General features: G+C 62.5%; 24 protein-coding genes. 12 read left to right on the top strand and 12 right to left on the bottom strand.

From position 1 onward, the window contains the following. The first annotated feature begins 257 nt into the window (after window positions 1–257). Window positions 258–1,676, top strand: coding sequence for a DASH family cryptochrome (locus FBY03_RS06740; RefSeq protein WP_147171425.1), 1,419 nt, complete (start codon window positions 258–260; stop codon window positions 1,674–1,676). 82 nt (window positions 1,677–1,758) lie between these two features. On the opposite strand, the gene FBY03_RS06735 is transcribed toward FBY03_RS06740, so the two are convergent. The 5 genes from FBY03_RS06735 to FBY03_RS06715 form a co-directional block, all read right to left on the bottom strand. After that, complete coding sequence (locus FBY03_RS06735; protein ID WP_147171424.1) at window positions 1,759–3,699, bottom strand: GGDEF domain-containing protein; 1,941 nt, start codon at window positions 3,697–3,699, stop codon at window positions 1,759–1,761. Further along, window positions 3,700–4,578, bottom strand: a complete 879-nt coding sequence (locus FBY03_RS06730; protein WP_147171423.1) for an endonuclease/exonuclease/phosphatase family protein — start codon at window positions 4,576–4,578, stop codon at window positions 3,700–3,702. Window positions 4,579–4,600: 22 nt separating this feature from the next. Further along, window positions 4,601–5,230, bottom strand: coding sequence for a thiol:disulfide interchange protein DsbA/DsbL (locus FBY03_RS06725; protein ID WP_147171422.1), 630 nt, complete (start codon window positions 5,228–5,230; stop codon window positions 4,601–4,603). Window positions 5,231–5,386: 156 nt separating this feature from the next. After that, on the bottom strand, window positions 5,387–5,992 hold the full coding sequence (locus tag FBY03_RS06720) for a cytochrome c (protein WP_147171421.1): 606 nt from the start codon (window positions 5,990–5,992) through the stop codon (window positions 5,387–5,389). A 46-nt stretch (window positions 5,993–6,038) separates the two neighbouring features. After that, window positions 6,039–6,329 (bottom strand): cytochrome c5 family protein, encoded by a 291-nt coding sequence (locus FBY03_RS06715; RefSeq protein WP_147171420.1) that lies wholly within the window; start codon window positions 6,327–6,329, stop codon window positions 6,039–6,041. Window positions 6,330–6,578: 249 nt separating this feature from the next. On the opposite strand from FBY03_RS06715, the gene yihA reads away from it, so the two are divergent. Continuing rightward, on the top strand, window positions 6,579–7,226 hold the full coding sequence (yihA, locus tag FBY03_RS06710) for a ribosome biogenesis GTP-binding protein YihA/YsxC (protein WP_147171419.1): 648 nt from the start codon (window positions 6,579–6,581) through the stop codon (window positions 7,224–7,226). Between the two features lie 333 nt (window positions 7,227–7,559). On the opposite strand, the gene polA is transcribed toward yihA, so the two are convergent. Continuing rightward, complete coding sequence (gene polA, locus FBY03_RS06705; protein ID WP_147171418.1) at window positions 7,560–10,397, bottom strand: DNA polymerase I; 2,838 nt, start codon at window positions 10,395–10,397, stop codon at window positions 7,560–7,562. A 74-nt stretch (window positions 10,398–10,471) separates the two neighbouring features. Here polA and FBY03_RS06700 point away from each other — a divergent pair, with 74 nt between their 5' ends. From FBY03_RS06700 to FBY03_RS06690, 3 genes are all read left to right on the top strand, one after another. After that, window positions 10,472–10,756 (top strand): DUF2782 domain-containing protein, encoded by a 285-nt coding sequence (locus FBY03_RS06700; RefSeq protein ID WP_025163626.1) that lies wholly within the window; start codon window positions 10,472–10,474, stop codon window positions 10,754–10,756. A 12-nt stretch (window positions 10,757–10,768) separates the two neighbouring features. Then, window positions 10,769–11,719: a homoserine kinase gene (locus tag FBY03_RS06695; protein WP_147171417.1), complete on the top strand. Its 951-nt coding sequence runs from the start codon at window positions 10,769–10,771 to the stop codon at window positions 11,717–11,719. Window positions 11,720–11,945: 226 nt separating this feature from the next. After that, window positions 11,946–12,503 carry a magnesium transporter gene (locus tag FBY03_RS06690; protein WP_147171416.1) on the top strand — a complete coding sequence of 186 codons (558 nt, stop codon included), beginning with the start codon at window positions 11,946–11,948 and terminating at the stop codon, window positions 12,501–12,503. A gap of 59 nt (window positions 12,504–12,562) precedes the next feature. Here FBY03_RS06690 and FBY03_RS06685 read toward each other — a convergent pair whose 3' ends face one another. The 6 genes from FBY03_RS06685 to FBY03_RS06660 all read right to left on the bottom strand — a co-directional run bounded on the left by FBY03_RS06685 (window position 12,563) and on the right by FBY03_RS06660 (window position 19,022). Next, entirely contained in the window at window positions 12,563–12,883 is a 321-nt protein-coding gene (locus FBY03_RS06685; RefSeq protein ID WP_147171415.1) for a cytochrome C oxidase subunit IV family protein, read from the bottom strand. Between the two features lie 21 nt (window positions 12,884–12,904). After that, a complete protein-coding gene (locus FBY03_RS06680) occupies window positions 12,905–13,624 on the bottom strand; it encodes a heme-copper oxidase subunit III family protein (RefSeq protein WP_147171414.1) in 720 nt (239 codons plus the stop codon). A 3-nt stretch (window positions 13,625–13,627) separates the two neighbouring features. After that, a complete protein-coding gene (locus tag FBY03_RS06675) occupies window positions 13,628–14,320 on the bottom strand; it encodes a cytochrome c oxidase subunit 3 (RefSeq protein WP_147171413.1) in 693 nt (230 codons plus the stop codon). Next, window positions 14,317–16,089 (bottom strand): cytochrome c oxidase subunit I, encoded by a 1,773-nt coding sequence (ctaD, locus tag FBY03_RS06670; RefSeq protein ID WP_147171412.1) that lies wholly within the window; start codon window positions 16,087–16,089, stop codon window positions 14,317–14,319. The genes FBY03_RS06675 and ctaD overlap by 4 nt, the downstream gene beginning before the upstream one ends. Before the next feature lie 42 nt (window positions 16,090–16,131). Next, a complete protein-coding gene (locus tag FBY03_RS06665) occupies window positions 16,132–17,601 on the bottom strand; it encodes a cytochrome c oxidase subunit II (protein WP_147171411.1) in 1,470 nt (489 codons plus the stop codon). A 476-nt stretch (window positions 17,602–18,077) separates the two neighbouring features. Next, window positions 18,078–19,022, bottom strand: a complete 945-nt coding sequence (locus tag FBY03_RS06660; protein ID WP_371920757.1) for a zinc ABC transporter substrate-binding protein — start codon at window positions 19,020–19,022, stop codon at window positions 18,078–18,080. Between the two features lie 66 nt (window positions 19,023–19,088). On the opposite strand from FBY03_RS06660, the gene zur reads away from it, so the two are divergent. From zur to FBY03_RS06625, 7 genes are all read left to right on the top strand, one after another. Beyond that, window positions 19,089–19,574 carry a zinc uptake transcriptional repressor Zur gene (gene zur / locus FBY03_RS06655; protein WP_147171409.1) on the top strand — a complete coding sequence of 162 codons (486 nt, stop codon included), beginning with the start codon at window positions 19,089–19,091 and terminating at the stop codon, window positions 19,572–19,574. Beyond that, window positions 19,571–20,344, top strand: a complete 774-nt coding sequence (gene znuC, locus FBY03_RS06650) for a zinc ABC transporter ATP-binding protein ZnuC (RefSeq protein WP_147171408.1) — start codon at window positions 19,571–19,573, stop codon at window positions 20,342–20,344. The genes zur and znuC overlap by 4 nt, the downstream gene beginning before the upstream one ends. After that, a complete protein-coding gene (znuB, locus tag FBY03_RS06645) occupies window positions 20,337–21,125 on the top strand; it encodes a zinc ABC transporter permease subunit ZnuB (RefSeq protein ID WP_147171407.1) in 789 nt (262 codons plus the stop codon). Before znuC ends, znuB begins: the two co-directional genes overlap by 8 nt. A gap of 84 nt (window positions 21,126–21,209) precedes the next feature. Continuing rightward, window positions 21,210–21,986 carry a PA5502 family lipoprotein gene (locus FBY03_RS06640; RefSeq protein WP_147171406.1) on the top strand — a complete coding sequence of 259 codons (777 nt, stop codon included), beginning with the start codon at window positions 21,210–21,212 and terminating at the stop codon, window positions 21,984–21,986. Between the two features lie 188 nt (window positions 21,987–22,174). Beyond that, the gene (locus FBY03_RS06635; protein WP_147171405.1) at window positions 22,175–23,182 is read left to right on the top strand and encodes a methionine ABC transporter ATP-binding protein; all 1,008 of its coding nucleotides are present in this window, start codon (window positions 22,175–22,177) and stop codon (window positions 23,180–23,182) included. Then, entirely contained in the window at window positions 23,182–23,859 is a 678-nt protein-coding gene (locus FBY03_RS06630) for a methionine ABC transporter permease (RefSeq protein ID WP_147171404.1), read from the top strand. The genes FBY03_RS06635 and FBY03_RS06630 overlap by 1 nt, the downstream gene beginning before the upstream one ends. Window positions 23,860–24,001: 142 nt before the next feature. Next, the gene (locus FBY03_RS06625; RefSeq protein ID WP_147171403.1) at window positions 24,002–24,772 is read left to right on the top strand and encodes a MetQ/NlpA family ABC transporter substrate-binding protein; all 771 of its coding nucleotides are present in this window, start codon (window positions 24,002–24,004) and stop codon (window positions 24,770–24,772) included. Window positions 24,773–24,841 lie beyond the last annotated feature (69 nt).

Genomic DNA, 24,841 nt, shown 5'->3' with positions numbered 1-24,841 from the left:
GCTCATTTGGAACAACCAAACCGCGCTCCTCGTGCCTTGCCTCGCGCAAAAACAGGCTACGGCGCGGCCGCGAATGAAACGGCAACAGACCCTAGTGATGAACCAAGCGCCCGTCTGTCGGCAATACGCCTTACTTAGGCCAGATCGCCGCCATTGGTCCCCAACCGGCGACAGTCTTTGCCCGGTGACGCCAGAGTAATGCTGTAGCTACACTGGTTACCCTTGTCTCCGAACGGCTAGCTTGCGAGGATCACACCATGCGCGCGCTGCTCTGGTTCAAACTCGACCTGCGTCTCGACGATCACCCAGCCTTGCAAGCCGGACTGGAGGCCGAGCGGCTGCTGCCGGTATTCGTACTCGACCCGGCGCTGTTGCAGGAAAGTGAATTCGGCAGCCGCCGGCTCGGCGTGCATCGCGCGCGTTTTCTGCTGGAAAGCCTGGCGGCACTGGACGGTGCGCTGCGCCAACGCAACTCGCACTTGCTGGTCATCCAGGGCACAGCGGAGCAGGTGATTGCGCAACTGGTCGACCAATTCGACCTGCAACAGGTGCTGACGCTGGAAGAGATTGCCCCGCACGAACGCGCGCAACTGGCGCGCGTGCAACGCCAGCTGGGCAACATACCGCTGCGACAAGCGGCGGGCAACAGCCTGTTGCGTGCCGAGGAACTGCCCTGTCCGAGCAACCAGCTGCCGCAGGTCTATAGCCAGTTCAGAAGCCTGATCGAGGAACGCCTGCCGGTGTTTCAGCCCGACCCACCGCCCAAGCGGCTACCGCCCCTGCCAGAAGGCGCGCAGCAATTGTTGCAGGCGGTGCCGACCCTGTCCCAGCTGGGGCTCGGCGAACCGCTCAGTGTAGCGGCCAGCCGCTTCCCCTTTTCCGGCGGCGAAGCGGCGGCCCAGGCGCGTCTGCGCGATTACCTGTGGGAAGGTCAGGGCGTGCGTCAGTACATGCACAGTCGCAACGGCCCGATCGGCAGTGAGGACTCGTCGAAACTTTCACCCTGGCTGGCCAATGGCAGCCTATCGGCGCGCCGGGCGGTGGCCGAACTACGCCGCCATGAGGCGCAGTTCGGGCGCAACGATTCGACCTATCGGTTGTGGCTCGAGCTGCTCTGGCGCGACTTTTTCCGCTGGACCCTGCTGCGCCATGGCAGTGCGCTGTTCAAGGCCGGCGGCGTGCCCGCCACCGCGCGCGCGCCGCAGCAGCTCGATCGGCGCTTCGACAGCTGGTGCCATGGCCGCACGGGCATGCCGCTGGTGGATGCCGGCATGCGCGAACTGGCCGCCACTGGCTTTATTTCCAACCGCAGCCGCCAGGTGGTTGCCAGCTTCCTGGTCAATGACCTGCAACAGGACTGGCGCTTTGGCGCCGCCTGGTTCGAAGAACACCTGATCGACTATGACCCGGCCAGCAACTGGGGCAACTGGGCCTACCTCGCCGCCGTCGGCAGCGATCCGCAACGCAACCGGGCATTCAATGCCCTGCGTCAGGCGCGCGCCTACGACCCGGAGGCCACGTACGTCAGCCTCTGGTTGCCGGAGCTGCGCAGCGTGCCGCAACACCTGCGGCACACACCATTCCTGCTCTCGCACCTGCAACTGGATGCGCTGAACTACCCGCGCCTGGAGCAGATTCCAGAGGCCTGGCGACCCTACCTGACGAGCGTGGCCTGAGACCGACTGCAACACCGCTGAACGCAACGCCCCCCATCACACCGCCTCAGCGGCAAACACGCCGAGCCTAAACGGCGGCCCGTTAACCCACCTCGACGCGATTGCGCCCCCAGCCCTTGGCCCGGTACAGCGCCTGATCGGCGCGCGCGAACACCTGTTCGCCACTGTCACCCTTAACAAACTCGCCGATCCCGGCCGACAGGGTGATGGTCACCCGCTCGCCCTTGAAATGGAACGGACAGGTTTCGATAGACGTGCGCAGGGTTTCCAGCAGTTGCAGGCCACCGTCGAGCGGCGTCGTGGGAATCAACAGGACGAACTCCTCGCCGCCGAAACGGGCCATGAAATCGGTCTTGCGCAGGCGCTTGTGCAACTCGTTGGCGATGATTTTCAGCACCTTGTCGCCGGCCAGATGCCCGTAGCCATCGTTGATTCGCTTGAAGTGGTCGATGTCCACCACCGCCAGCAACAGCTCACCGCCGTAGCGCTGCCAGCGCGCCACTTCCAGGTCCAGGCGCTCGCTCCAGGCGGCGCGATTGGGCAGCCCGGTGAGCGGATCGAGCAGGGCCTTCTGGCGCTGCTCCTCCAGGCGTTGGCGAAAGCCCTTGGCTTCCTGCTCCATGCCTGCCACCCGCGCGACCAGGGTCTGCAGGCGTCCGGCCACCAGCTGCTCGCGCTCGTCACGCTGGCGTTGGTACTGCTCCATGGTGCCGAGCAGGCCATTCAGGCGGTTTTCCACCAACCCCTTGAGGCTCTTGAGGTCCGTGGCGTCCTGCACGCTGCTGTGCAGGCCATCGACCTGCTGGCGCAGCTCGCTGTCCAGCTCACGCGCCACGTTGAGCGAGTCGGCATAGCCGTCGTGGGCGTCTTGCAGGCTGCCCTGGAAGGTTGCCAGGCGTTCGTTGAGCTGTTTGAGGTAGCCCTCGAACTCATGCTGACTATTATCCGCGACGGCCAGCATCAGCACGGTCAGGTCGTCCAGCACCGGCACCAGCTCATACATATTCAACCCGGCCTGAATCCGTTCGACCAGCGAATCGGCTTGGGCCTGATGCCGCTCCGGCAAGGGCAACTCGGCCAGCAGACCGAGCAGACTCGCCTGCACATGCTGGGCAATCGCGCTGTATCCCGGCTCGGGCTCCACCGGCAGGGCGTAGTGCGGATCGGCGAGCTGACTGTGCGCTTCACCGACCAGTTCTTCTTCACTGGCGCCTGCTGGGGTGGCCAGCGACTCCGCCGGGGGTAACAGGTCGGCAGGCAACGGCAGGCAATCGAGGACCGGTACAACGGGCCGCGAGGTAGGCGGCGCGACCTGCTCGGCTGGCATCACATCGCTGGCATCGCTGGCATCGCTGGCATCGGCCACATCGTAAGCGACGAGTGCAGCCGGCAGTGGCTGATCTTCGCCACTCGATAGCGGCTGTAGCGCCGGGGCCAGCGCACTGACAGGCGCCTCGCTCGCCAGCGTCTGTGCGGGCGCTAGCGCGGCCTCGGCCGTGGCTTCACGCGCACCGAAGAGTCTTTGCAGCAAGCCTGGGCGTGCGCCCTCGTCCTGACCCAAAACGCTCAGGGCCTGACGTTGTAATTGACTCAGCTCGGCCAGCAACAGCGGCAGTTCGTGCAGCTGACCGGCGCGGCTGTCGAGTTGCTTGGCATAGCTTTTCAGCGCCTTGCGCAACTCGCGCGGCAACTCCAGGCTGAGCAGCTGACCGACCAAGCCCGCCAGCGCGCCGACGACTTGCTCGCTACGCTGCTGACGGCGTTGTTCGGAGTCCAGTACGGTTTTTTCCAGACGCGGAATCAACGCCGACAAGCCGGCATCCATATCCTCACGCCGGAGCATTGCACGCAGATCCTGCATGCACTGATCCACCGCCTTATCCGCGCCTTCTGCGGCCAGGCTGCTGCGCACCAGGCCACGGCGCAACAGGTCGAGACGGGTATCCCAGCGGCGCTCAAGTTGCTCCTGCTGCTCGAGCCTGGCCAAGTATTTGTCTTTCCAGCGCTGGGCGTCGTCGGTCATTTAGAGCTTCCGCGGGAGGGGCGTATTGAGCATAGGCGACGGAGGACTCCCCGGAGCCTGGGGCAGGCGAATTTCCACCGCCACCGGCAGGTGGTCGGAGATCGGCTGAGCCAGCACGGCCACCCGCTCCAGCTCCAGCCCGGGACTCAGCAGGATGTGATCGAGGCAACGCAGCGGGCGCCAGCTGGGGAAGGTCGCCTCGATCTGCGGCGCCAGCAGGCCGAGATCACGTAGCGGCGAATGCTGCAGCAGGTCACTGGCGTGGGTGTTCATGTCGCCCATCAGCACCTGATGCCGATAGCCGCCGATCAACTCGCGGATATAGGCCAGCTGGCGGGTCCGGGTTCGCGCACCGAGCGCCAGGTGCATCATCACCACGACGACGGCGTCCGCCCCCTCACCGAGACGCAGCAGCATGGCACCCCGGCCGGGAGGGCCGGGCAGCGGGTGGTCTTCCAGCAGACTGGGGCGCAGGCGACTGAGCACACCATTGCTGTGTTGCGCCAACCGGCCGAGATTGCGGTTGAGTTGCTGGTACCAGTAGGGAAAAGCACCGAGGTGGGCGAGGTGCTCGACCTGATTGACGAAGCCGGATCGCAGGCTGCCGCCATCGACTTCCTGCAGGGCCACCAGATCGTAATCGCCGAGCAGTTGCCCGATCCGTTGCAGGTTACCGGCACGGCCGGTGTGCGGCAGCACATGCTGCCAGCCACGCGTCAGGTAGTGCCGATACCGCTCGGTGCTGATACCCACCTGGATATTGAAACTCAGTAGCCGCAGACGGCCATCGCCAGGCCAGTCCCGGCTGACCGGACACTGCGGGTTGACCTGTGGATCACACAGGCCAACCGCGCGGCTGGCTTGCCAACGCCTCAGCATGCTCGGCGCTCGGGCCGGCCGCCTACTGGGCGGCGCGTTCCTTGGCAATCAACTGGTCGGCCACTTGTAGAGTCTGCTGGGGGCCACCGGCGCTGCCGAGGTCGAAGCGGTACTTCCCGTTGACGATCATCACCGGTACGCCGCTGATCTGATAGGCCATGGCCAGTTTCTTGGCCTTTTCCATCTGGCTTTTCACGCCGAAGGAGTTGTAGGTCTTGAGGAAGGCGTCCTTGTCCAAGCCCTGTTCGGCGAGGAACTCGGCCATTTCATCGGGGGTCGCCAGCTTCTTGCCTTGCTTGTGGATGGCATTGAAGATCGCGTCGTGGACTTTCTGTTCGACCTGCATGTTTTGCAGGGTGATGAACAGCTGACCGTGAGCGTTCCACACACCGCCGAACAGGGCCGGGATGCGCACGAAATTGACGTCTTCCGGCAATTGCTCGATCCACGGATTGATGGTCGACTCAAACTGATAGCAGTGCGGGCAACCGTACCAGAACAGCTCGACCACCTCGATCTTGCCCGGCTTGGACAGCGGAACCGGGCTGCTCAGCTCGACGTACTCTTTGCCGGCTTGAATCGGCTCGGCCTGCGCAACTGCGCCGAACAGGCTGGCAGTGGCGAGAGCGGCACAGAGGATCAGATTACGCATGCATTACTCCTTAGCGGTTAAGCGGTGCCCCATGGCAGACCTGCGTTCGACCCGCCGTGCGGGGAACAGGTTCCGGCTATTGTAGCTGCGCGACAAATGAAAAAGGGTGGCCTCAGCCACCCTTTTCCTGCCACTGCATTGCAACCTGTTACGCGATCAATGCAGGCCCTGCACGTAGCTGGACACTGCTTCGATGTCCTTGTTGCTCAGCTTGCCAGCGATAGTGCGCATGATCGCATTGTCGCCGTCGTTGGTCCGCTCGCCCTCGCGGAACGCCGTCAGCTGCTTGGCCACGTAACCGGCATGCTGCCCGCCCAGCTGCGGAAAGCCCGCCGCGTCGAGGCCCGCGCCATTCGGCGAATGGCAGCCGGTGCAGGCCGGCATGCCTTCCTCCAGCTTACCGCCGCGGAACAGTGCCTCACCGCGCTCGACCAGCTTCGGATCGGCCGCGCCGACGCTCATCTGCTGACTGCTGAAGTAGGCGGCGATGTCGGCTAGATCCTGCTCGCTGAGGTTATCCAGCAGACCGGTCATCTCCACCACCTGACGCCCACCGGACTTGATGTCGTGCAGCTGCTTGAGCAGGTAACGCTCACCCTGGCCAGCCAGCTTCGGAAAGTTCGGCGCAACGCTATTGCCGTCGGCACCATGGCAAGCGCCACACACGGCGACTTTGCCCTGACCGGCGGCTGCGTCGCCGGCGGCGTGGGCCAGGCCGGTGATACCCAGGGTCAACAGCAGGCTCACGAGTACTTTATTCATCAGCTAATCCAACTACGGCTAAGAGAGAAAGAGTTATAGACCGGGTTTACTGGCTCATCCACTGGATGACTGCCTGGTAATCCTCGGCCGTGCAGTCCGTGCACAAACCGCGTGGCGGCATGGCATTCAGACCATTGGTCACGCTGGTCACCAGCGCGTCCATGCCTTTGGCCAAACGCGGCTCCCAGGCAGCCTGATCGCCTTTTTGCGGCGCCATCGGCAGCTGGCCATTATGGCAGGCCGAACAGGCGCGATTGAACACGGCTTCTGGATCTTGGGCAGCCTGAGTGTTGAACGACAGCATCAGTACGCCGGCAGCGAGTAGCAACTTTTTCATGAGATCGACCTCATCAGTGTGGGGAACGCCCTGCTTTCGATAGACAGATGAATTAAATCGTTCCCGTGAACACTTAGCCAATACACGGGACAAAGCGCACACAAAATTTGCGGCATTATATACTGGCGCCACTGAAACGGAAACGACGCCGCTTGCCGCACTGCGTAGCGCGCGGCAGGATGCGCGCAATTGTCGCAAGGGCAGCGCGCCTGCAACACGACTTCATGCCCGCCCTCACCGGATACCCTGATGCAAACCAAGAACCCCGTTATCGGCCTGTGCCAACAAGCCAGCTTTCTCATCAGCGCCGCCAAGGTCGACCAATGTCCGGACGATCAGGGCTATGAAGTGGCCTTTGCCGGGCGTTCCAACGCCGGTAAATCCAGCGCGCTGAACACCCTGACCCACGCCAGCCTGGCGCGCACCTCGAAAACCCCTGGGCGCACCCAGCTGCTGAACTTCTTCAGTCTGGACGATGAACGCCGCCTGGTCGACCTGCCCGGTTACGGCTACGCCAAGGTGCCCATCCCGCTGAAACTGCATTGGCAGAAGCACCTCGAGGCTTATCTGGGCAGCCGCGAGTGCCTGCGCGGGCTGATCCTGATGATGGACATTCGCCACCCGCTGACCGAGTTCGACCAGCTGATGCTCGACTGGACCGCCGCCAGCCAGATGCCCATGCATATTCTGCTGACCAAGGCCGACAAGCTGGCCTTCGGCGCCGCCAAGAACGCACTGCTCAAGGTGCAGCAAGACATCCGCAAGCGCTGGGGCGACCGCGTGAGCATTCAACTGTTCTCGGCGCCCAAGCGCCAGGGCGTAGAAGAAGCGCAAGCCGTACTGGGCGCCTGGATGGGCCTGCTGGATAGCGAGGAGGCCAGCGAAAGCGAGGCCTGAAAAGAGCTGGCAGCCGGACGAGCTGCCGCTCACCCTGGCCTCGGACTTTTCGCTAGACAAAAAAAACCCCGAACTTCGTATGGGGAGGGAGAAGTTCGGGGTTTAAGCTTCTGAACCGCTAGGGCGGGGTTCAGATATCTGCCAACACTTAACACAACAAAGGAGCTTCGAAGGGCTTTCTCAGCCATTCACAAACTCTGACCGCCTGCGCAAACGCAAAGTTCAGCCCGTTTTTAGACTCAATTCGTCATAAACCCATACTGTTTGATGCGTTAGTGATGTAAGGCGCCGCCGACTGCCCATGCAGCCGGCGATTCAGTCGCACACGGCCAATCAGTGCGCCTCATCCCAGTTGTCACCGACGCCCACCTCGACCAACAGCGGCACGGCCAATTCGGCGGCGCTGCCCATCAGCGACTTGATCTGCTCACGCACCTGCTCGACCAGATCTTCACGCACCTCCAGCACCAGCTCGTCGTGCACCTGGAGGATCACTTTGGCATCCAGTCCAGACTCACTCAGCCACGCATCCACCGCGATCATGGCGCGCTTGATGATGTCCGCCGCGGTGCCCTGCATCGGCGCGTTGATGGCCGTGCGCTCGGCGCCCTTGCGCAGGCCCTGATTCTTCGCGTTGATGTCCGGCAGGTACAGGCGGCGACCGAACAGGGTTTCCACATAGCCTTGTTGCGCGGCCTGCTCGCGGGTGCGCTCCATGTAGGCGAGCACGCCGGGATAACGGGCGAAGTAGCGGTCGATATAGGCCTGCGACTGCTTGCGGTCGACGCCGATCTGTTTGGCCAGGCCAAACGCACTCATGCCGTAGATCAGGCCGAAGTTGATCGCCTTGGCGCTGCGCCGCTGCTCCGTGCTCACCTCATCCAACGCCACGCCAAAGACCTCGGCAGCCGTGGCACGGTGCACGTCAAGGTCGTGACGGAAGGCGTCCAGCAGCCCTGGGTCCTGAGCCAGATGCGCCATAATCCGCAGCTCGATTTGCGAGTAGTCCGCCGCCAGCAGCTTGTAGCCTTTCGGCGCGACGAAGGCCTGACGAATGCGCCGCCCCTCGGCGCTGCGAATCGGAATGTTCTGCAGGTTCGGGTCGCTGGACGACAGCCGTCCGGTGGCGGCCACCGCCTGGTGGTAGGAGGTATGAATGCGCCCGGTGCGCGGATTGATCTGTTCCGGCAGGCGGTCGGTGTAGGTACTCTTCAGCTTGCTCAGGCTGCGGTACTGCATCAGCACCTTGGGCAACTCAAAGTCCTGCTCGGCCAACTCGGCGAGCACCGCCTCGGCGGTGGAAGGCTGACCCTTGGCGGTCTTGCTGATGATCGGCAGAGCGAGTTTTTCATAGAGAATCACCCCGAGCTGCTTGGGCGACGCCAGGTTGAATTCCTCGCCGGCGATGGCGAACGCCTGACGCTCCAGCGCCACCAGCTTTTCGCCCAACTCGTTGCTTTGCAGCCCCAGCAGGTTGGCATCCACCAGCGCGCCCTGGCGCTCGATCCGCGCCAACACCGGCACCAATGGCATTTCAATGTCGTGCAGCACCTTGACCAGGCTCGGCTCGACAGCAAGCTTCGCCCACAATTGCTGGTGCAGACGCAGGGTCACGTCGGCATCTTCCGCGGCATAGGGCGCGGCTTGGGCCAGATCGATCTGGTCGAAGGTCAGCTGCTTGGCCCCCTTGCCGGCGATGTCCTCGAAACGAATGGTGCTGTGATCCAGGTACTTGAGCGCCAGGCTGTCCATGTCGTGGCGGGTCGCCGTAGAGTCCAGCACATAGGATTCGAGCATGGTGTCGAACGCCACGCCCTGCACCCGAATCGGCGTCGAGGCATTGGCGAGGATATTGATGTCGTACTTGGCGTGCTGACCGACCTTGGCCTTGTTCGGGTCTTCGAGGATCGGCTTCAGCGCCTTGAGCACCGCATCGCGGTCCAGCTGGTTTGGCACCCCCATATAAGAGTGGGCCACGGGGATATAAGCCGCCTCACCGGCCTTGACCGCAAACGACAGCCCGACCAATTGCGCCTGCTGAGCATCCAGGCCGGTGGTCTCGGTGTCGAAGGCGATCAGCTCGGCACTCTTCAGCTTCTCCAGCCAGGTGTCGAACTGCGCCTGTTCCAGAATGCACTGGTAATCGCCCTGAGTCGTTGCCACCGCAACCTCAGCCACTGCGCCACTCGCGGCCTGCCCAACCGGAGCATCTTCGACCAGGGCCGTAGCGCTTGGCTGCAACGCGAACAGATCAGCATCGGCCACTGAAGGTACAGGATTGGCGGCTGCCGGGGTTTGGCGCAGCAACTCATCGCGCCAGCTTTTGAACTCCAACTCGGCATACAGCTCAAGCAGCGCCGGCGTGTCCATCGCCCCCGGATGCAGCGACTCGATCTCGATATTCAGCGGCACATCCAGCTTGATGGTCGCCAGCGCATAGGACAGGTAGGCCATATCGCGGTGTTCTTCGAGCTTGGCCGCCAGGGTTTTCGCCCCGCGAATCGGCAGAGCCGGCACCTTGTCGAGGTTGGCGTAGATCACATCGAGCCCGCCGCCGACGCCCACCAGCAACCCCAGCGCGGTCTTTTCGCCGACGCCCGGGACCCCGGGAATGTTATCGACCTTGTCGCCCATCAGCGCCAGGTAATCGATGATCAGCTCAGGACCGACACCGAATTTCGCTTTCACGCCATCGATGTCGTAGACGCTACCGGTCATGGTGTTGACCAAGGTAACGTGCGGGCACACCAGCTGCGCCATGTCCTTGTCGCCGGTGGAAATCACCACGTCGCGACCTTCGCCAGCGCATTGCCGGGCCAGCGTGCCGATCACGTCGTCGGCCTCCACGCCTTCCACGCAGAGCAGCGGAAAGCCCTGGGCGCGCACGCTGGCGTGCAGCGGCTCGACCTGCACGCGCAAGTCGTCGGGCATCGACGGCCGGTTGGCCTTGTACTCGGCGAACATCTCGTCGCGGAAGGTGCCGCCCTTGGCATCGAATACCACCGCGAAGGGACTGTCCGGGTACTGCTTGCGCAGACTCTTGAGCATGTTCAGCACGCCCTTCACCGCCCCGGTGGGCAGGCCCTTGGACGTGGTCAGCGGCGGCAGGGCATGAAAGGCGCGGTACAGATACGAGGAACCATCTACCAGGACAAGAGGGGTGCGTGACATGAGCGGGATCAACCTTTTCGACGGGGTCGGCGCTAGAATGAGCGGAACATTGACGACAAAGGGACAAGGTTACCATGCGCACACTCAATAGCCTGTTGCTGGCCAGCCTGCTGGCATTAAGCTCGGTCGCGGCGCTGGCCGAGGACCCGGTGTCCGCCGAACCGGACGTAACCATCCGCCAGGAAGGCGACCGCACCGTTCAGGAATACCGGGTGAATGGCTTCCTGTATGCGATCAAGGTCACGCCGAAGAACGGCAAGCCTTACTTCCTGGTGCGCGCAGACGGTAGCGACGGCAACTTCATTCGTTCGGACAGCCCGGATATGTTGATTCCGGCCTGGGAAATTTTTAGCTGGTAAGGCGGTTCAGACATGTCGGTTTTCACCCCCCTGGAGCATCACGAGCTCGAAGCATTTCTCGCCCCTTACCAACTGGGTCGCCTGCGCGACTTCCAGGGCATCGCAGCCGGTAGCGAGAACAGCAACTTCTTCGTCAGCCTGGAGCAGGGCGAGTTCGTCCTGACCCTGATTGAGCGCGGCCCGAGCGCCGATCTGCCGTTCTTTATCGAACTGCTCGATGTGCTCCACGAGGCCGGCCTGCCGGTGCCCTACGCGCTGCGTACTAAAGATGGCGAGGCGCTGCGCAGCCTGGCGGAGAAGCCGGCGTTGTTGCAGCCGCGCCTGGACGGCAAGCACGTCAGCCAAGCCAACCCGCATCACTGCCAGGAAGTCGGCACGCTGCTGGCGCGGATTCACCTGGCCACGCGCGAGCATGTGCTGGAGCGCAAGAGTGATCGTGGCCTGGACTGGATGCTCGAGGAGGGCCCGAGCCTGGCCCTGAAACTGCCGGAGGCGCAGTTGCCACTGCTGCGCGATGCACTGGCGGAAATCCACGGGCTGAAGCCGCGCATCCTCGCGCTGCCACGCGCTAATCTGCATGCCGACTTGTTTCGCGACAACGTGCTGTTCGATGGCAATCATCTGGCCGGTGTCATCGACTTCTACAACGCCTGCTCGGGACCGATGCTCTACGACCTGGCGATCGCCCTGAACGACTGGTGCTCGCATGCCGACGGCGAGCTCGACTACCCCCGCGCCCGCGCCATGCTCGGCGCCTATGCCGCCCTACGCCCCTTTACCGCCGCCGAAACCGAGCTGTGGCCGACCATGCTGCGCCTCGCCTGTGTGCGCTTCTGGCTGTCGCGACTGATCGCCGCCGAGTCCTTCGCCGGACAGGATGTACTGATTCACGACCCCGGCGAGTTTCAGCGGCGCCTGGCACAGCGCCAACAGGTCAGCCTGGCGCTGCCGCTCGCACTCTAGTAGTGGAGCCTGCAGAGGCCTTGGCCATCGGAAGCCGATACTTACCGCCCAGACCTTGACTGCCTAAGACCTGAGTGATAGGCAATATTTCTGGGGTGCTATACTGATTTTCGATTGCACGCGATAGCGTGCAACGTTCTTCACGGGCGCAGTTAACAACTGCGAATCTCAGGTAGCAGCTGTAGGGCGGAGGGGGTCTGCAGCTTCACGAGGCGGGAGGTGTGTCATGAATCGACACTATTACATTAGTGACGATCTGGACGATCTGGAAACCGTTGAAACTGAACTGGAAGCCAACGGCATCAGTACCGAACAAATCCATGTGCTCAGCGAAAACGATGCGGATGTCGAACAGCATCATCATCTCCACGACGTGCCCTCGTTCATGAAGCAAGATGTCGTCCACTCGGGCGAAATCGGCGCCCTGGTTGGTGTAGTGCTTGCGGCACTGGTACTCGGCGTAGCTTATTTGCTGGGATGGACCGAATCCGCCGCCGGCTGGACGCCCTTTATCTTCCTGGCAATCGTGGTGCTGGGTTTTAGCATCTGGGAAGGCGGTTTCTTTGGCATCCAGGTGCCGAATGCCCACTTTCGCAACTTCGGACAGAAGCTGAAGGAAGGCAAGCATGTCTTCTTCGTCGATGTTGAGCCGGATCAGGAATCGGTCCTCGATCGGGTCATTGGCGGCCATCCAACCCTCCAAGATGCCGGTACCGGCACTGCGGCCCCGCACTGGATAGTGGCGTGGATGCACAGGTGGCATCAGTTCAAACGCACCATATAAGTAAGGCTATCGAGGAGCGCTCAGCTAGCCCGCGGACAATTAACCAAGGTTGTCCGGGCTTAGCTTTGTCCGAAAAATACCAAGCGGCTGAGGAAGATGTAATCCGCCTCGGTCGCCATCAACCCGACCAGTACCAGCAAACACAGGGGCGGCAGCAATATGGCGTAGACCATGGCCAGCCGCTCCCAGGCCATGTGCATGAAAATTGCGACGATCAGCCCCGCCTTCAGGATCATGAACAGCAAGATCAGTGACCACCTGAGGTAGCCGACGAAGTGGAAATAGTCGACCAGATACGACATGGTGCTGAGGACGAATAGCAGCCCCCATATTTTCAGGTACAGACTGATCGGATGTTGCTGACCCTGAGCATGTGCCATCACCGGTGCTCCTCTGCAGCGCTACCACAGGTAGAAGAAGGCAAAAATAAACACCCACACCAAATCGACGAAGTGCCAGTACAACCCGGCGATCTCGACGTTCTGGTAGTTGCCGGAGCGCTCATAGTCTCCGCGCCATACCTTGAGCGCGACGATGCTCAGGTAGAGCACGCCAACCGATACGTGCAAGCCGTGGAAACCGGTGATCATGAAAAAGCTCGCGCCAAACTGCGCGGCGCCCATGGGGTTGCCCCAGGGCCGCACACCCTCGCCGATCAGCTTGCTCCACTCGAAGGCCTGCATGCCGACGAAGGTCACGCCAAAGGCTGCAGTCGCCAGCATCAACGCCGCGGTTTTGCGCCGATCATGGCGATAGGCGAAGTTGACTGCCATGGCCATGGTGCCGCTGCTGCTGATCAGCACGAAGGTCATGATGGCGATCAGAACCAGCGGAATCTGGTGACCCGCGATGGTCAAGGCGAACACTTCGCTGGGGTTGGGCCAGGCCACGGTGGTGGTCATGCGCACCGACATGTAGCCGGTGAGAAAACAGGTGAAGATGAAGGTGTCGCTGAGCAGGAAAATCCACATCATCGCCTTGCCCCAAGGCACCTGCTTGAAGGCGTCCTTATCCGAAGACCAGTCGCGGGCGATACCCGACCATCCGCCTGCTGGCATCTCCGGCGAGTTGCCTGGGTAAGCGCTACTGGTCTGCTCGGGGGCTTCGGGATGCGCTGCCATGGTTCACCTCAGGCCGCACAATGCGGCGATGGCTGCATAGGTTTCCGGCGTACTGGTCAGCAGCGCGAATAGCAGGCACCAGAGCCCCAACAGGTAATGCCAATAAATGGCGCAGAGTTCCACGCTTGCACTGAGTTGCGCCAACGGCACCCGGTGCAGGAACTTGACGGCGGTTCTGCTCCAGGCAACCAGACCGCCCAGCAGGTGCAGGCCATGCAACCCGGTCAACAGATAGAAGAAACTGTTGGCCGGGTTGCTCGAAACGACATAGCCCCAGGCGACAAACTGCTGCCAGACCCAGAGCTGACCCAGCACAAAGGCCAGCGCGAATACCCCACCCAAAGCAAAGCCGATATGCGTAGCGCCGAGCAGGCCGCGTCGGGCGGCCATGCGCGCCCCCTGCAGGGCAATGCTGCCAAGCAGCAACCAAAGCGTATTCAGCCACAGCTGCCAGGGGCTGGCCAAGGGCGCCAACGGCTCTGTCAGGGGCTGCCAGTCGGCGACTTGCGAGCGGGCGATAAAGGCAATCAGGAATAGAAAAAACAACGAGCTGACGACCAGCAGAAACACCCGCAGCCCCACGCGAGCGGTGCGCGCCCTGGCGGCCAGCTCGGCAGGCGGCAGCGCCCTCGGCCCATCACTCCAGCCGTTGCCGGGATCGAAACTGTCGGCGCCCTTCAATAGCCATCTGTTCATGACGGACTCTCCGCCGGGCTTGCGCTCGCGCGCTGCCGCAGCTGTTCCAGCTGCTCATCGGAGACCGTCTGTGGCACGAAATCCTGCTCTATGCCCGGCACGCTGTAGTCGTAGGCCCAGCGATGCACGACCGGCAGTTTCGCCCCCCAATTGCCGTGGTGCGGCGGCGTATGCGGCGTCTGCCACTCCAGACTGACGCCGCCCCAAGGATTGCCGCCTGCGGGCTTACCTTTAACCGCACTCCAAAACAGGTTGAACAGGAACAACAGCTGAGATACGCCGACGGTCAGCGCCGCCACCGTAATGAAAGCATTCAAGTCCTGCGCCGACTGTGGAATGAAATCGTAGTTTTCATAGGCGTAGTAGCGCCGTGGCATGCCCAGGAAGCCCAGGTAATGCATGGGGAAGTAGATGGCGTACGTGCCGAGGAAGGTGATCCAGAAGTGCAGCTTGCCGAGACGATCATTCATCATCCGCCCGGTTATTTTCGGGAACCAATGATAGATGGCGCCGAACACCACCAGGATCGGCGCAACCCCCATGACCATATGAAAGTGCGCCACGACAAAGTAGGTGTCCGATAACGGAATATCCACGATCACGTTGCCGAGAAACAGCCCGGTCAGGCCACCGACTAAAAACGTGACGATAAAAGCCAGGGCAAACAGCATCGGCACCGTCAGATGGATATCGCCGCGCCACAGGGTCAGCACCCAGTTATAGACCTTCAAGGCGGTCGGCACCGCGATGACTAGGGTGGTGGTGGCGAAGAAGAAGCCAAAGTAGGGATTCATCCCGCTGACGTACATGTGATGCGCCCAGACCACGAAACTGAGCACGCCAATCGCGACGATGGCCCAGACCATCATGCGGTAGCCGAAGATATTCTTGCGCGCATGGGTGCTGATCAGGTCGGAGACCAGACCGAAGGCGGGGAGCGCGACAATATAGACTTCCGGGTGACCGAAGAACCAGAACAGGTGCTGGAACAGTATCGGGCTACCGCCTTGGTGATCGAGTTGCTGGCCGAGGGAGATGATCGCCGGCATAAAGAAGCTGGTGCCCAACAGCTTGTCGAACAGCATCATCACCGCACTGACGAACAAGGCCGGGAAGGCCAGCAAGGCCAGGATCGAGGCCATGAAGATGCCCCACACCGAAAGCGGCATGCGCATCAGGGTCATGCCATGAGTGCGCGCTTGCAGCACCGTGGTCACGTAGTTCAGACCACCCATGGTGGCGGCGACGATGAAGATCGCCAGCGACACCAGCATCAGCACGATGCCCCATTCGGTGCCCGGCGATCCCGGGGTAATGGATTGTGGCGGATAGAGCGTCCAGCCGGCACCGGTAGGGCCGCCGGGAACGAAGAAGCTGGCCAGCAGCACTATCACCGAAAGCAGGTAGAACCAGTAGCTGAGCATGTTGACGTAGGGAAACACCATGTCGCGGGCGCCCACCATCAAGGGGATCAGGTAATTGCCGAAGCCGCCGAGAAACAAGGCCGTCAGTAGATAGATGACCATGATCATGCCGTGCATGGTCATCGCCTGGTAATAGGTGCTGGCATCCATGAACGCCAAGCTTCCCGGAAAACCCAGCTGCATGCGCATCAGACCGGACAACACCAGCGCGATGAGGCCAACGAAGATAGCCGTCAATGAGTACTGAATGGCAATAACCTTGTGGTCCTGACTCCAAATGTATCTGGTCAGGAAGCTCTTCGGTTCATGAAGCAGTTCGGCTTCAGCTTGTTCCGCATAGGCCATCGGGTCGTCCTCCAGGCAGCATGCCGGGGTACTTAACGCGACTTACTGCAACCCGCCCGGTTTCGGCAAGGCTGCATCGGGATCGGCGCTCGCTTTGGATTGGATGAACGCGATCAGCGCCTGCAACTCCTCATCACTCAGGGCAAAGGGCGGCATCATGGCGGCATAGCCCTTGACGAGCTGGGCATTCGGTTCAAGTACCGACGCCTTGATGTAACTCTCGTCGACGACCACCTGCGAACCGTCCGCAAGCACCTCCGTCTTGCCATACAACCCCTGCCAACCTGGGCCGACACTCGGGCTGCCATCGACACTGTGACAGGCCAGACAACCCCGCGACTGGGCCAGCAACCGCCCCTGCTCGACCAGATCGCCGACCTGGCCAGCGGCCGAGGGCGCACCAGCCGACGCCTGGCTGTTCAGCGACTTGATCAGGGCCACCAGAGCATCCAGCTCATCCTGGCTGAAAGTATAGGGCACCATAACTGGCGGGTAGCCTTGAACCAGCCGGGCTTTTGGCTCGAGGATCGACTCCTTCAGGTAGGCTTCATCGACCTGCACACTGCTGCCATCGGCCAGCTGCTCCGTGCGCCCGAACAAGTCTTGCCAACCAGGCCCCAGGCTGGCGCTGCCGTCCTGGCTGTGGCAGGCCGTGCAACCCGAGTTTTCGGCCAACAATCGACCTTTTTCCAGCAGCGCGTCGCGACCGGGCTTGGCCGCTGTAGCCAATGTTTCGGCAAAGGTGGGTTGACCGCTCAACCATTGCTGAAAAGCCGCCGGCTCCTCAACGATCATATGGCCACGCATATTGTAGTGGCCAACTCCACAATATTCGGCACACAGCACTTCATACTTGCCTACTTGAGTGGGCGTAAACCAAAAGTGAGTCACCATACCGGGGACCATATCCATCTTGCTGCGGATTTGCGGGATATAGAAGTTGTGCAATACATCCTTGGAGCGCAGCAATACTTTTATCGGGCGCCCCAAGGGAAGGCGCACTTCGTTATTCTTTATCAATACATCGTCCTGTCCCAGCGGATCATTGGGATCTAGGCCCAGCGGGTTGACTGAATCAACAAACTTAACGTCCGACTTACCAAGTTTGCCGTCCTGCCCGGGAAAACGGAAAGCCCATTGCCATTGCTGCGCCACGACTTCAAGTTCAGAAGCCTCCTGCGGAACATCAACGAAATCGTCGTAGACCACCAAGCCCGGGGCCAGCATGCCGACAATTCCCAGGGTGGTCACTACGATCAACCAGCCTTCCAGCTTCTTATTTTCCGGCTGATAGTCGGCCCGTTGCCTGGGCTTATGCCGGTAGCGCAGTACCGCGAGCGCCATGAATAAAGTAACGGCGATGAAAAAAATTCCGGTAATAACCAAGGTGATAAACAGCGTGGTGTCTATCGAGCCCCAGTTGGACGCGGCCGGCGTCAGCTCCCACGGGCTCAACACGTGGAACAGCACCGATGCAACAACGATTAGAACCAGGACAATTACTATCGCCATCGCTGGTTATCCTATTCCTGTTGCTTATTGGCCATGCACAGGCATCACCGTTAAACAGCGGCTTCAGATGATATAAACCCGACGCCAACGCAGGTCAGACACACGCTAAACAACTGATGATCAAGTCACCCCGCAGTATAGTGCATGGAAAGAATAAGCCATTTTTTCTTAAGAACCTGTAGCTCCGTTGTGCCAACTTTTAGCCGTCAGATAACCGCTGCGCGCCGGCCGGCGCGCGGGTCAATTGAAGTCTGAATGGCCGAAACTCCGGGACGCGGCGCAGCCACGACGCTTAACCGGTATTGGCGAGGCGCCTGCAGCGAGATCGAACGGATCAAGCGGTGCCAGGCATCTGTGCAAGGCAATGCGGGCGTCACCAGCCGATACGCTGCCGTCCTGCCGCCACGCACATGGGTTGCCCGGACTCGCTCGGCTGCGTTGGTGCCGAACCGATGCTCGTCAGGCAGCCGCGCCGCTTACAAGGCCTCCAGGCAACCGGCCAGGTTATTGGCCAGGTTCTCCAGCAGCGCCTCATAGCCCCGCGCATCCACCGGCAAGCCCGCACCCATGGCATCCAGTTCGGCCAGGGTCACCGGCAAGCCGACGGTCAGGGTCTGCGCCAGACGTGGACGCAGCGGTGGCTCGCTGAAAACGCAGGTCGGCCCGGCCGTCTGCAAACTCGCGCGCATCGCCGCCACATGCCGAGCGCCCGGCTGCACCTCGCTGGCTACGCTGAAGACCCCGGCGTGCTTGAGGCCATAGGCTGCCTCGAAGTAGTCGTAGGCTTCGTGAAAGACAAAGTAAGGCTTGCCTGCGAGACCGGCCAGGCGGCCTTTCAAGCGTTGATCGAGGGCTTGCAAGCGTTCGGTGAAGGCCGCCAGATTGGTTTGGTAGCGCGAAGCATTGGCGGGATCGGCTGCCATCAGGTCCACCGCCATGCGCGCGGCGATCACCTGGGCATTGGCCGGTAGCAACCACAGGTGCGCATCCAGGGTGCCGGGGCGATGATCGTGATCATGCTCATCGAGCGGCTCGCTCGGCGCATGCTCATCCACGTCATGGGCGTCAGCATGGCTGTCGCCGAAATGCCGCAGGTTCAGGTCAGCGAGTGTCTGCAGGGCGACACTCGGCTTGTCCCGGCTGGCCAGCACGCGCGGCAGAAAACTCTCCAGATCCGCACCGATCCAATACAGCAGGTCCACCTCGCGCACCCGCCGTACATCGGATGGACGCAACGCGTAATGGTGTGGCGAGGCGCCAGGCGGCAGCAGTACCTCGGGCGTGCCGACGCCCTCCTGCACGGCGGCGGCAATCAGTTGCAGGGGTTTGATGCTGGTAAGTACGCGCACCTCGGCGTGTACGCCCAAACTGAATAATTGAGTGACGAACAGCAGGCTGGCAGCAGAAAAAAGACGCAACACGAGAGACACCCGAACAGAAAAGAACAGGTAATATAATAACGTCTCCTTACTCAACCGTCGCCGCCCATGATCCTCACACCGCTGGCCTCTCGTCCGCATGACCATTCCCGCTGCGTCAGCCATGCCCTGGCCGAGGCGGAAACCATCTGCACGCGCCAAGGCTTGCGCCTGACAGCCCTACGCAAGCGGGTGTTGGAGCTGGTCTGGCAGAGCCACAAGCCGCTGGGCGCCTACGACATCCTCGCCGTATTGAGCGAGGAAGACGGTCGTCGCGCGGCGCCACCGACGGTCTACCGTGCACTGGATTTTCTCCTGGAAAACGGCCTGGTGCACCGGATTGCCTCGCTCAACGCCTTCGTCGGCTGCAATCAGCCGGAGCTTGCCCACCAGGGCCAGTTCCTCATTTGCCGCCAGTGCCATGCGGCCATCGAACTGGAGCAAGCGGTGATCAGTGAGGCCATAGTCGCCAGCGCCGCAGCGGTCGGTTTCTGCGTCGAAGGCCAGACCGTCGAAGTCGTCGGCCTGTGCGCCGGCTGCCGGGAGGGCGCATGAGCGATGCGCTGATTCGCCTCGACGGCGTGGGCGTCAACTTTGCCGGGCAAAACGTCCTGCATGACGTGCAACTGAGCGTCAAGCCAGGCGAAATCGTCACCCTGATCGGGCCAAACGGCGCCGGTAAAACCACCCTGGTGCGCGCCGTACTCGGCCTGTTGAGCACCGATGTCGGGCGGGTCTGGCGTAAGCCCAAGCTGCGTATCGGCTATATGCCGCAGAAGCTGCATGTCGACCCCACCTTGCCGCTCAGCGTGCTGCGTTTCCTGCGCCTGGTGCCGGGCGTCGATCGCCGTAGCGCTCAAGCCGCGTTGGCCGAGGTGGGCGCCGAGCAGGTGATCGACAGCCCCTTGCAGAGCATCTCCGGCGGCGAACTGCAGCGCGTGCTGCTGGCCCGCGCGCTGCTGCGCGAACCCGAGCTGCTGGTGCTGGATGAGCCGGTACAGGGCGTCGACGTCGCCGGCCAGGCCGAGCTGTACCGGCTGATCACCCGCCTGCGCGACCGCCATGGCTGCGGCGTGCTGATGGTCTCCCACGACCTGCACCTGGTGATGAGTACCACCGACCAGGTGGTCTGCCTCAACCGTCACGTCTGCTGTTCCGGCCACCCGGAGCAGGTCAGCTTCGATCCGGCCTTCGTCGAACTGTTCGGCCAGGACGCCAAGAGCCTGGCGATCTACCACCACCATCACGACCATGACCACGACCTGCACGGCAGCGTGGTGACCGACAAACCGCACGTACATGGGCCCGACTGCAAGCATGCCTGATTTCCTCTTGAACGCCCTGCTCGCCGGCCTGGCCCTGGCACTGGTGGCCGGCCCGCTCGGCTCCTTCGTGGTCTGGCGGCGCATGGCCTACTTCGGCGACACCCTGTCGCATGCCGCGCTGCTCGGCGTGGCGCTGGGCCTGATGCTGGACGTCAGTCCGACCCTGGCGGTGACCGTCGGCTGCGTGCTGCTCGCCGCCTTACTGGTCACCCTGCAAAGCCGCCAGCCGCTGGCCTCGGACACCCTGCTGGGGATCCTCGCCCACAGCACCCTGTCGCTCGGCCTGGTGGTACTGAGCTTTATGCGCGAAGTGCGCATCGACCTGATGGGTTACCTGTTCGGCGACCTGCTCGCCGTCGGCCCCAGCGACCTGGCCTGGATCCTCGCCGGCAGCGCGCTGGTCCTGCTGTTGCTGACGTTGCTCTGGCGGCCGTTATTGGCGATCACCGTGCATGAAGAACTGGCCAAGGTCGAAGGCCTGCCGGTGGCGGCGATCCGCCTGAGCCTGATGCTGCTGATCGCCGTGGTGATCGCCGTGGCGATGAAAATCGTCGGCGTGTTGCTGATCACCTCGCTGCTGATCATTCCCGCCGCTGCGGCCCAGCGCCATGCCCGCACCCCCGAGCAGATGGCCTTCGGCGCCAGCCTGCTGGGGATCCTGGCGGTATGCGGCGGCCTCAGCCTGTCCTGGTTTCAGGACACCCCGGCCGGGCCGTCGATCGTGGTCTCCGCCGCCAGCCTGTTTTTGCTGAGCTTTGCATGGCCGCGCCGCACGGCGTGAGCACTGGATTGAGCACGCGGTTTGGTTGCGATCGGTCGAGCGGTGTAGAATTGCGCGTTTTTTGCTCAATATGAGATCGCAGGAATGATGTCGTTCGCCACACGTTGCCTATCCATCGTCGCGATTTCACTGCTGTTAGCCGCTTGCCAGAGTGCCCCGCAAGTGGCCAACCTGCCCACCGACGACTTGGTCGGCGCCTTTCGCCAGCTCGAACAGAGCCTGGCCAGCGGCCAGCTGGACGATGCCGAAAGCCAGCTCGACGCCCTGCAACGGCGGGCCACGGGCGATACCCGCCTGGAACAGTATCAACGCCAACTGGCGGAAGCCTATCTGCGGCAAGGGCAGCAGGCCCTGCAGAGCGGCGACCTGAACGGCGCCGCCACGGCCCTCAGCCGCGCCCGCAGCTTGATGCCCCAGGCACCCGCCCTGACCACCGGCCTGGACGGCGCCATCGCCCAGGCCCGCGAGACCCAACAGACGAACGCAGCGCAAGCCCGTAGCCCCGCCGATCAGGCCGCCGTACTGAAAGCGACTCAGCCGCCCAGCGCCGACGCCCCAGCCCCAGCCCAATCCCGGGCCAAACTGATCGATCCGGCGGCGGCCAGCAGCGTGGTGCCCCTGCCGATGCTGGACACACAGGACAACGAGCGCCTGCGCAGCCTGCTCGATACGGTCGCCGAAGACGTCGTGGCATTCCGCTGTGCGGTGCGCATCGAAGTGCGCCAGGCCAAGGACTTTCCCTGGGTTGCCGCACTGCTGAACGCGCGTATCAAGCGACTCGACCCAAGCTTCAGTGCACGCCTGAGCCAGGCCATCAACCCCGGGCAGGTGCCGCAACTGGTACTCACCCCGCATCGATAGGATCGAGCGCTCGCCACTAGGCGCGGGGCTCACCCACGCCGACTCACCGCGTTCGGCGGCGCGCCTGTTCATGCCATTCAGCTATAACCATAGGTCTACAAAGATTTTTGCGACCTAAACAGCGACGGGTAGACTAGCCCGCCCCATATGCCTATCCGGCAGCTCGACGAACCCAAAAGGTTTAACGCGTGATCAATTTTCACCAGGTCCACAAGGCGTATCGCGTCGCGGACCAAGACATTCCGGCCCTGCAGCCGACCGACCTGCACATCGCCCGTGGCGAGGTGTTCGGCATCATCGGCCACTCCGGCGCCGGCAAGAGCACCCTGCTGCGCCTGATCAACCGCCTGGAAGAGCCGTCCGGCGGGCGCCTGCAGATCGACGGCGAAGACGTCACCGCCCTGGATGCCAATGGCCTGCGGCGCTTCCGCCAGCAAGTCGGGATGATCTTCCAGCACTTCAACCTGCTGTCGTCGAAGACCGTCGCCGACAACGTCGCCCTGCCCCTGAAACTGGCCGGCGACCTGTCGCGCCGCGAGCTCGAGCAGCGCGTCGCCGAGTTGCTGGCCCGCGTCGGCCTCAGCGACCACGCCAACAAATACCCGGCGCAGCTGTCCGGCGGCCAGAAGCAGCGGGTCGGCATCGCCCGCGCCCTGGCTACCCGGCCGAAGATCCTGCTGTGCGACGAAGCCACCAGCGCCCTCGACCCGCAGACCACCGCCTCGGTGCTGCAGTTGCTGGCCGAGATCAACCGCGAGCTGAACCTGACCATAGTGCTGATCACCCACGAGATGGACGTGATCCGCCGGGTCTGTGACCGCGTGGCGGTGATGGACGCCGGGGTGATAGTCGAACAGGGCACGGTGGCCGAGGTGTTCCTGCATCCGCAGCATGCGACCACCAAGCGCTTCGTGCTGGAAGCCGAACAGGTCGACGAGAACGAACTGCACGACGACTTCGCCCACGTACAGGGGCGCATTCTGCGTCTGACCTTTCAGGGCGAGGCGACCTACGCACCACTGCTCGGCACCGTCGCCCGCGAGACCGGAGTGGATTACAGCATCCTCGCCGGGCGCATCGACCGGATCAAGGACACCCCCTACGGGCAACTGACCCTGGCCCTGAGTGGTGGAGATCTGGACGCCGCGCTGGCGCGTTTCGAAGCCGCCGACGTCCACCTGGAGGTGCTGCGCTGATGGAAAAGCTACTGGCCAACTTACTGCCGAATGTCGACTGGCCGGAAATCTGGCAGGCCAGCCTGGATACCCTGAGCATGCTCGGCGGCTCGCTGCTGTTCACCGTGTTGCTCGGCCTGCCGCTCGGCGTGCTGCTGTTCCTCACCGGGCCCCGGCAGATGTTCGAGCAGAAGGGCTTTTATGGCCTGCTGTCGCTGCTGGTCAACGTGCTGCGCTCGGTGCCCTTCGTAATTCTGCTGATCGTGATGATTCCTTTCACCGTGATCATCACCGGCACCTCGCTGGGCGTGGCTGGTGCCATCCCCCCGCTGGTGGTCGGCGCCACGCCGTTCTTCGCGCGCCTGGTGGAGACCGCGCTGCGCGAGGTCGACCGCGGCATCATCGAGGCGACTCAGGCGATGGGCGCTAGCACCCGGCAGATCATCACCAACGCCCTGCTGCCCGAAGCCCTGCCGGGGATCTTCGCCGCCGTAACCGTCACCGCCATCACCCTGGTGTCCTACACCGCCATGTCCGGCCTGATCGGCGGCGGCGGCCTCGGCGACCTGGCCGTACGTTATGGCTACCAGCGCTACCAACCGGATGTGATGGTGGTCACCGTGGTGTTGCTGCTGGTGTTGGTGCAGGTGCTGCAAAGCGTCGGCGACAAGCTGGTGGTGCATTTTTCACGCAAATAAATGGTTTTGTAGGAGCCCGCTGACTGGCAATTTCTCCCAGTGCCAAAGGCCAGCCGGCTGGCTCCTACGATTTCGCATCATCCGCGGCTAAGCGCCGAACCCCGTTCGTATCTCGCAACTCATAACCCACAGGGAGTCGATCATGAAAAAACTACTCGCGGCCTTCGCCGCTCTCACCGCACTGTCCGCCCAGGCGGACAGCCTCAACGTCGCGGCCACAGCCGTGCCTCACGCCGAAATTCTCGAGTTCGTGAAGCCGGCCCTGGCCAAAGAAGGCGTCGAGCTGAACGTCAAAGTCTTCACCGATTACGTGCAACCCAACGTGCAAGTGGCGGAGAAGCGCCTGGACGCCAACTTTTTCCAGCACCAGCCGTACCTGGACGAGTTCAACTCCAGCCGTGGTACCGAGTTGGTCAGCGTGGTCGGCGTGCACGTCGAGCCGTTTGGTGCGTACTCGAGCAAGGTGAAATCCCTGGCCGACCTGCCGCAAGGCTCCAACGTGGTCATCCCCAACGATGCCACCAACGGCGGCCGCGCCCTGCTGTTGCTGCAGAAGGCCGGGCTGATTACGCTCAAGGACGGCGCCGGGATCACCGCCACCGCCAAGGACATCGTCGAGAACCCGAAAAGCATCAAGATCCGCGAACTGGAAGCCGCAACGCTGTCGCGCGTGCTGACCCAGGTCGACCTGGCTCTGATCAACACCAACTACGCCCTGGAGGCCAAGCTCAACCCGACCCAGGATGCGCTGATCATCGAAGGCAGCGACTCGCCTTACGTCAACATCCTGGTCGCCCGTCCCGACAACAAGGACAGCGTCGCCATGCAGAAACTCGCCAAGGCGCTGAACAGTGCCGAGGTGAAGGCGTTTATCCAAGAGAAGTACCAGGGCGCCGTGGTCCCGGCGTTCTAAGCCACACTTAAGCTGTACCGAGTAAAAACCCGCTGACCCAGCGGGTTTTTACTGCCCGCGAGACAAGGC

It is taken from the genome of Pseudomonas sp. SJZ079 (genome assembly GCF_007993865.1).
Lineage (GTDB): Bacteria > Pseudomonadota > Gammaproteobacteria > Pseudomonadales > Pseudomonadaceae > Aquipseudomonas.
This window is presented reverse-complemented; position numbering and strand designations above follow the sequence as displayed.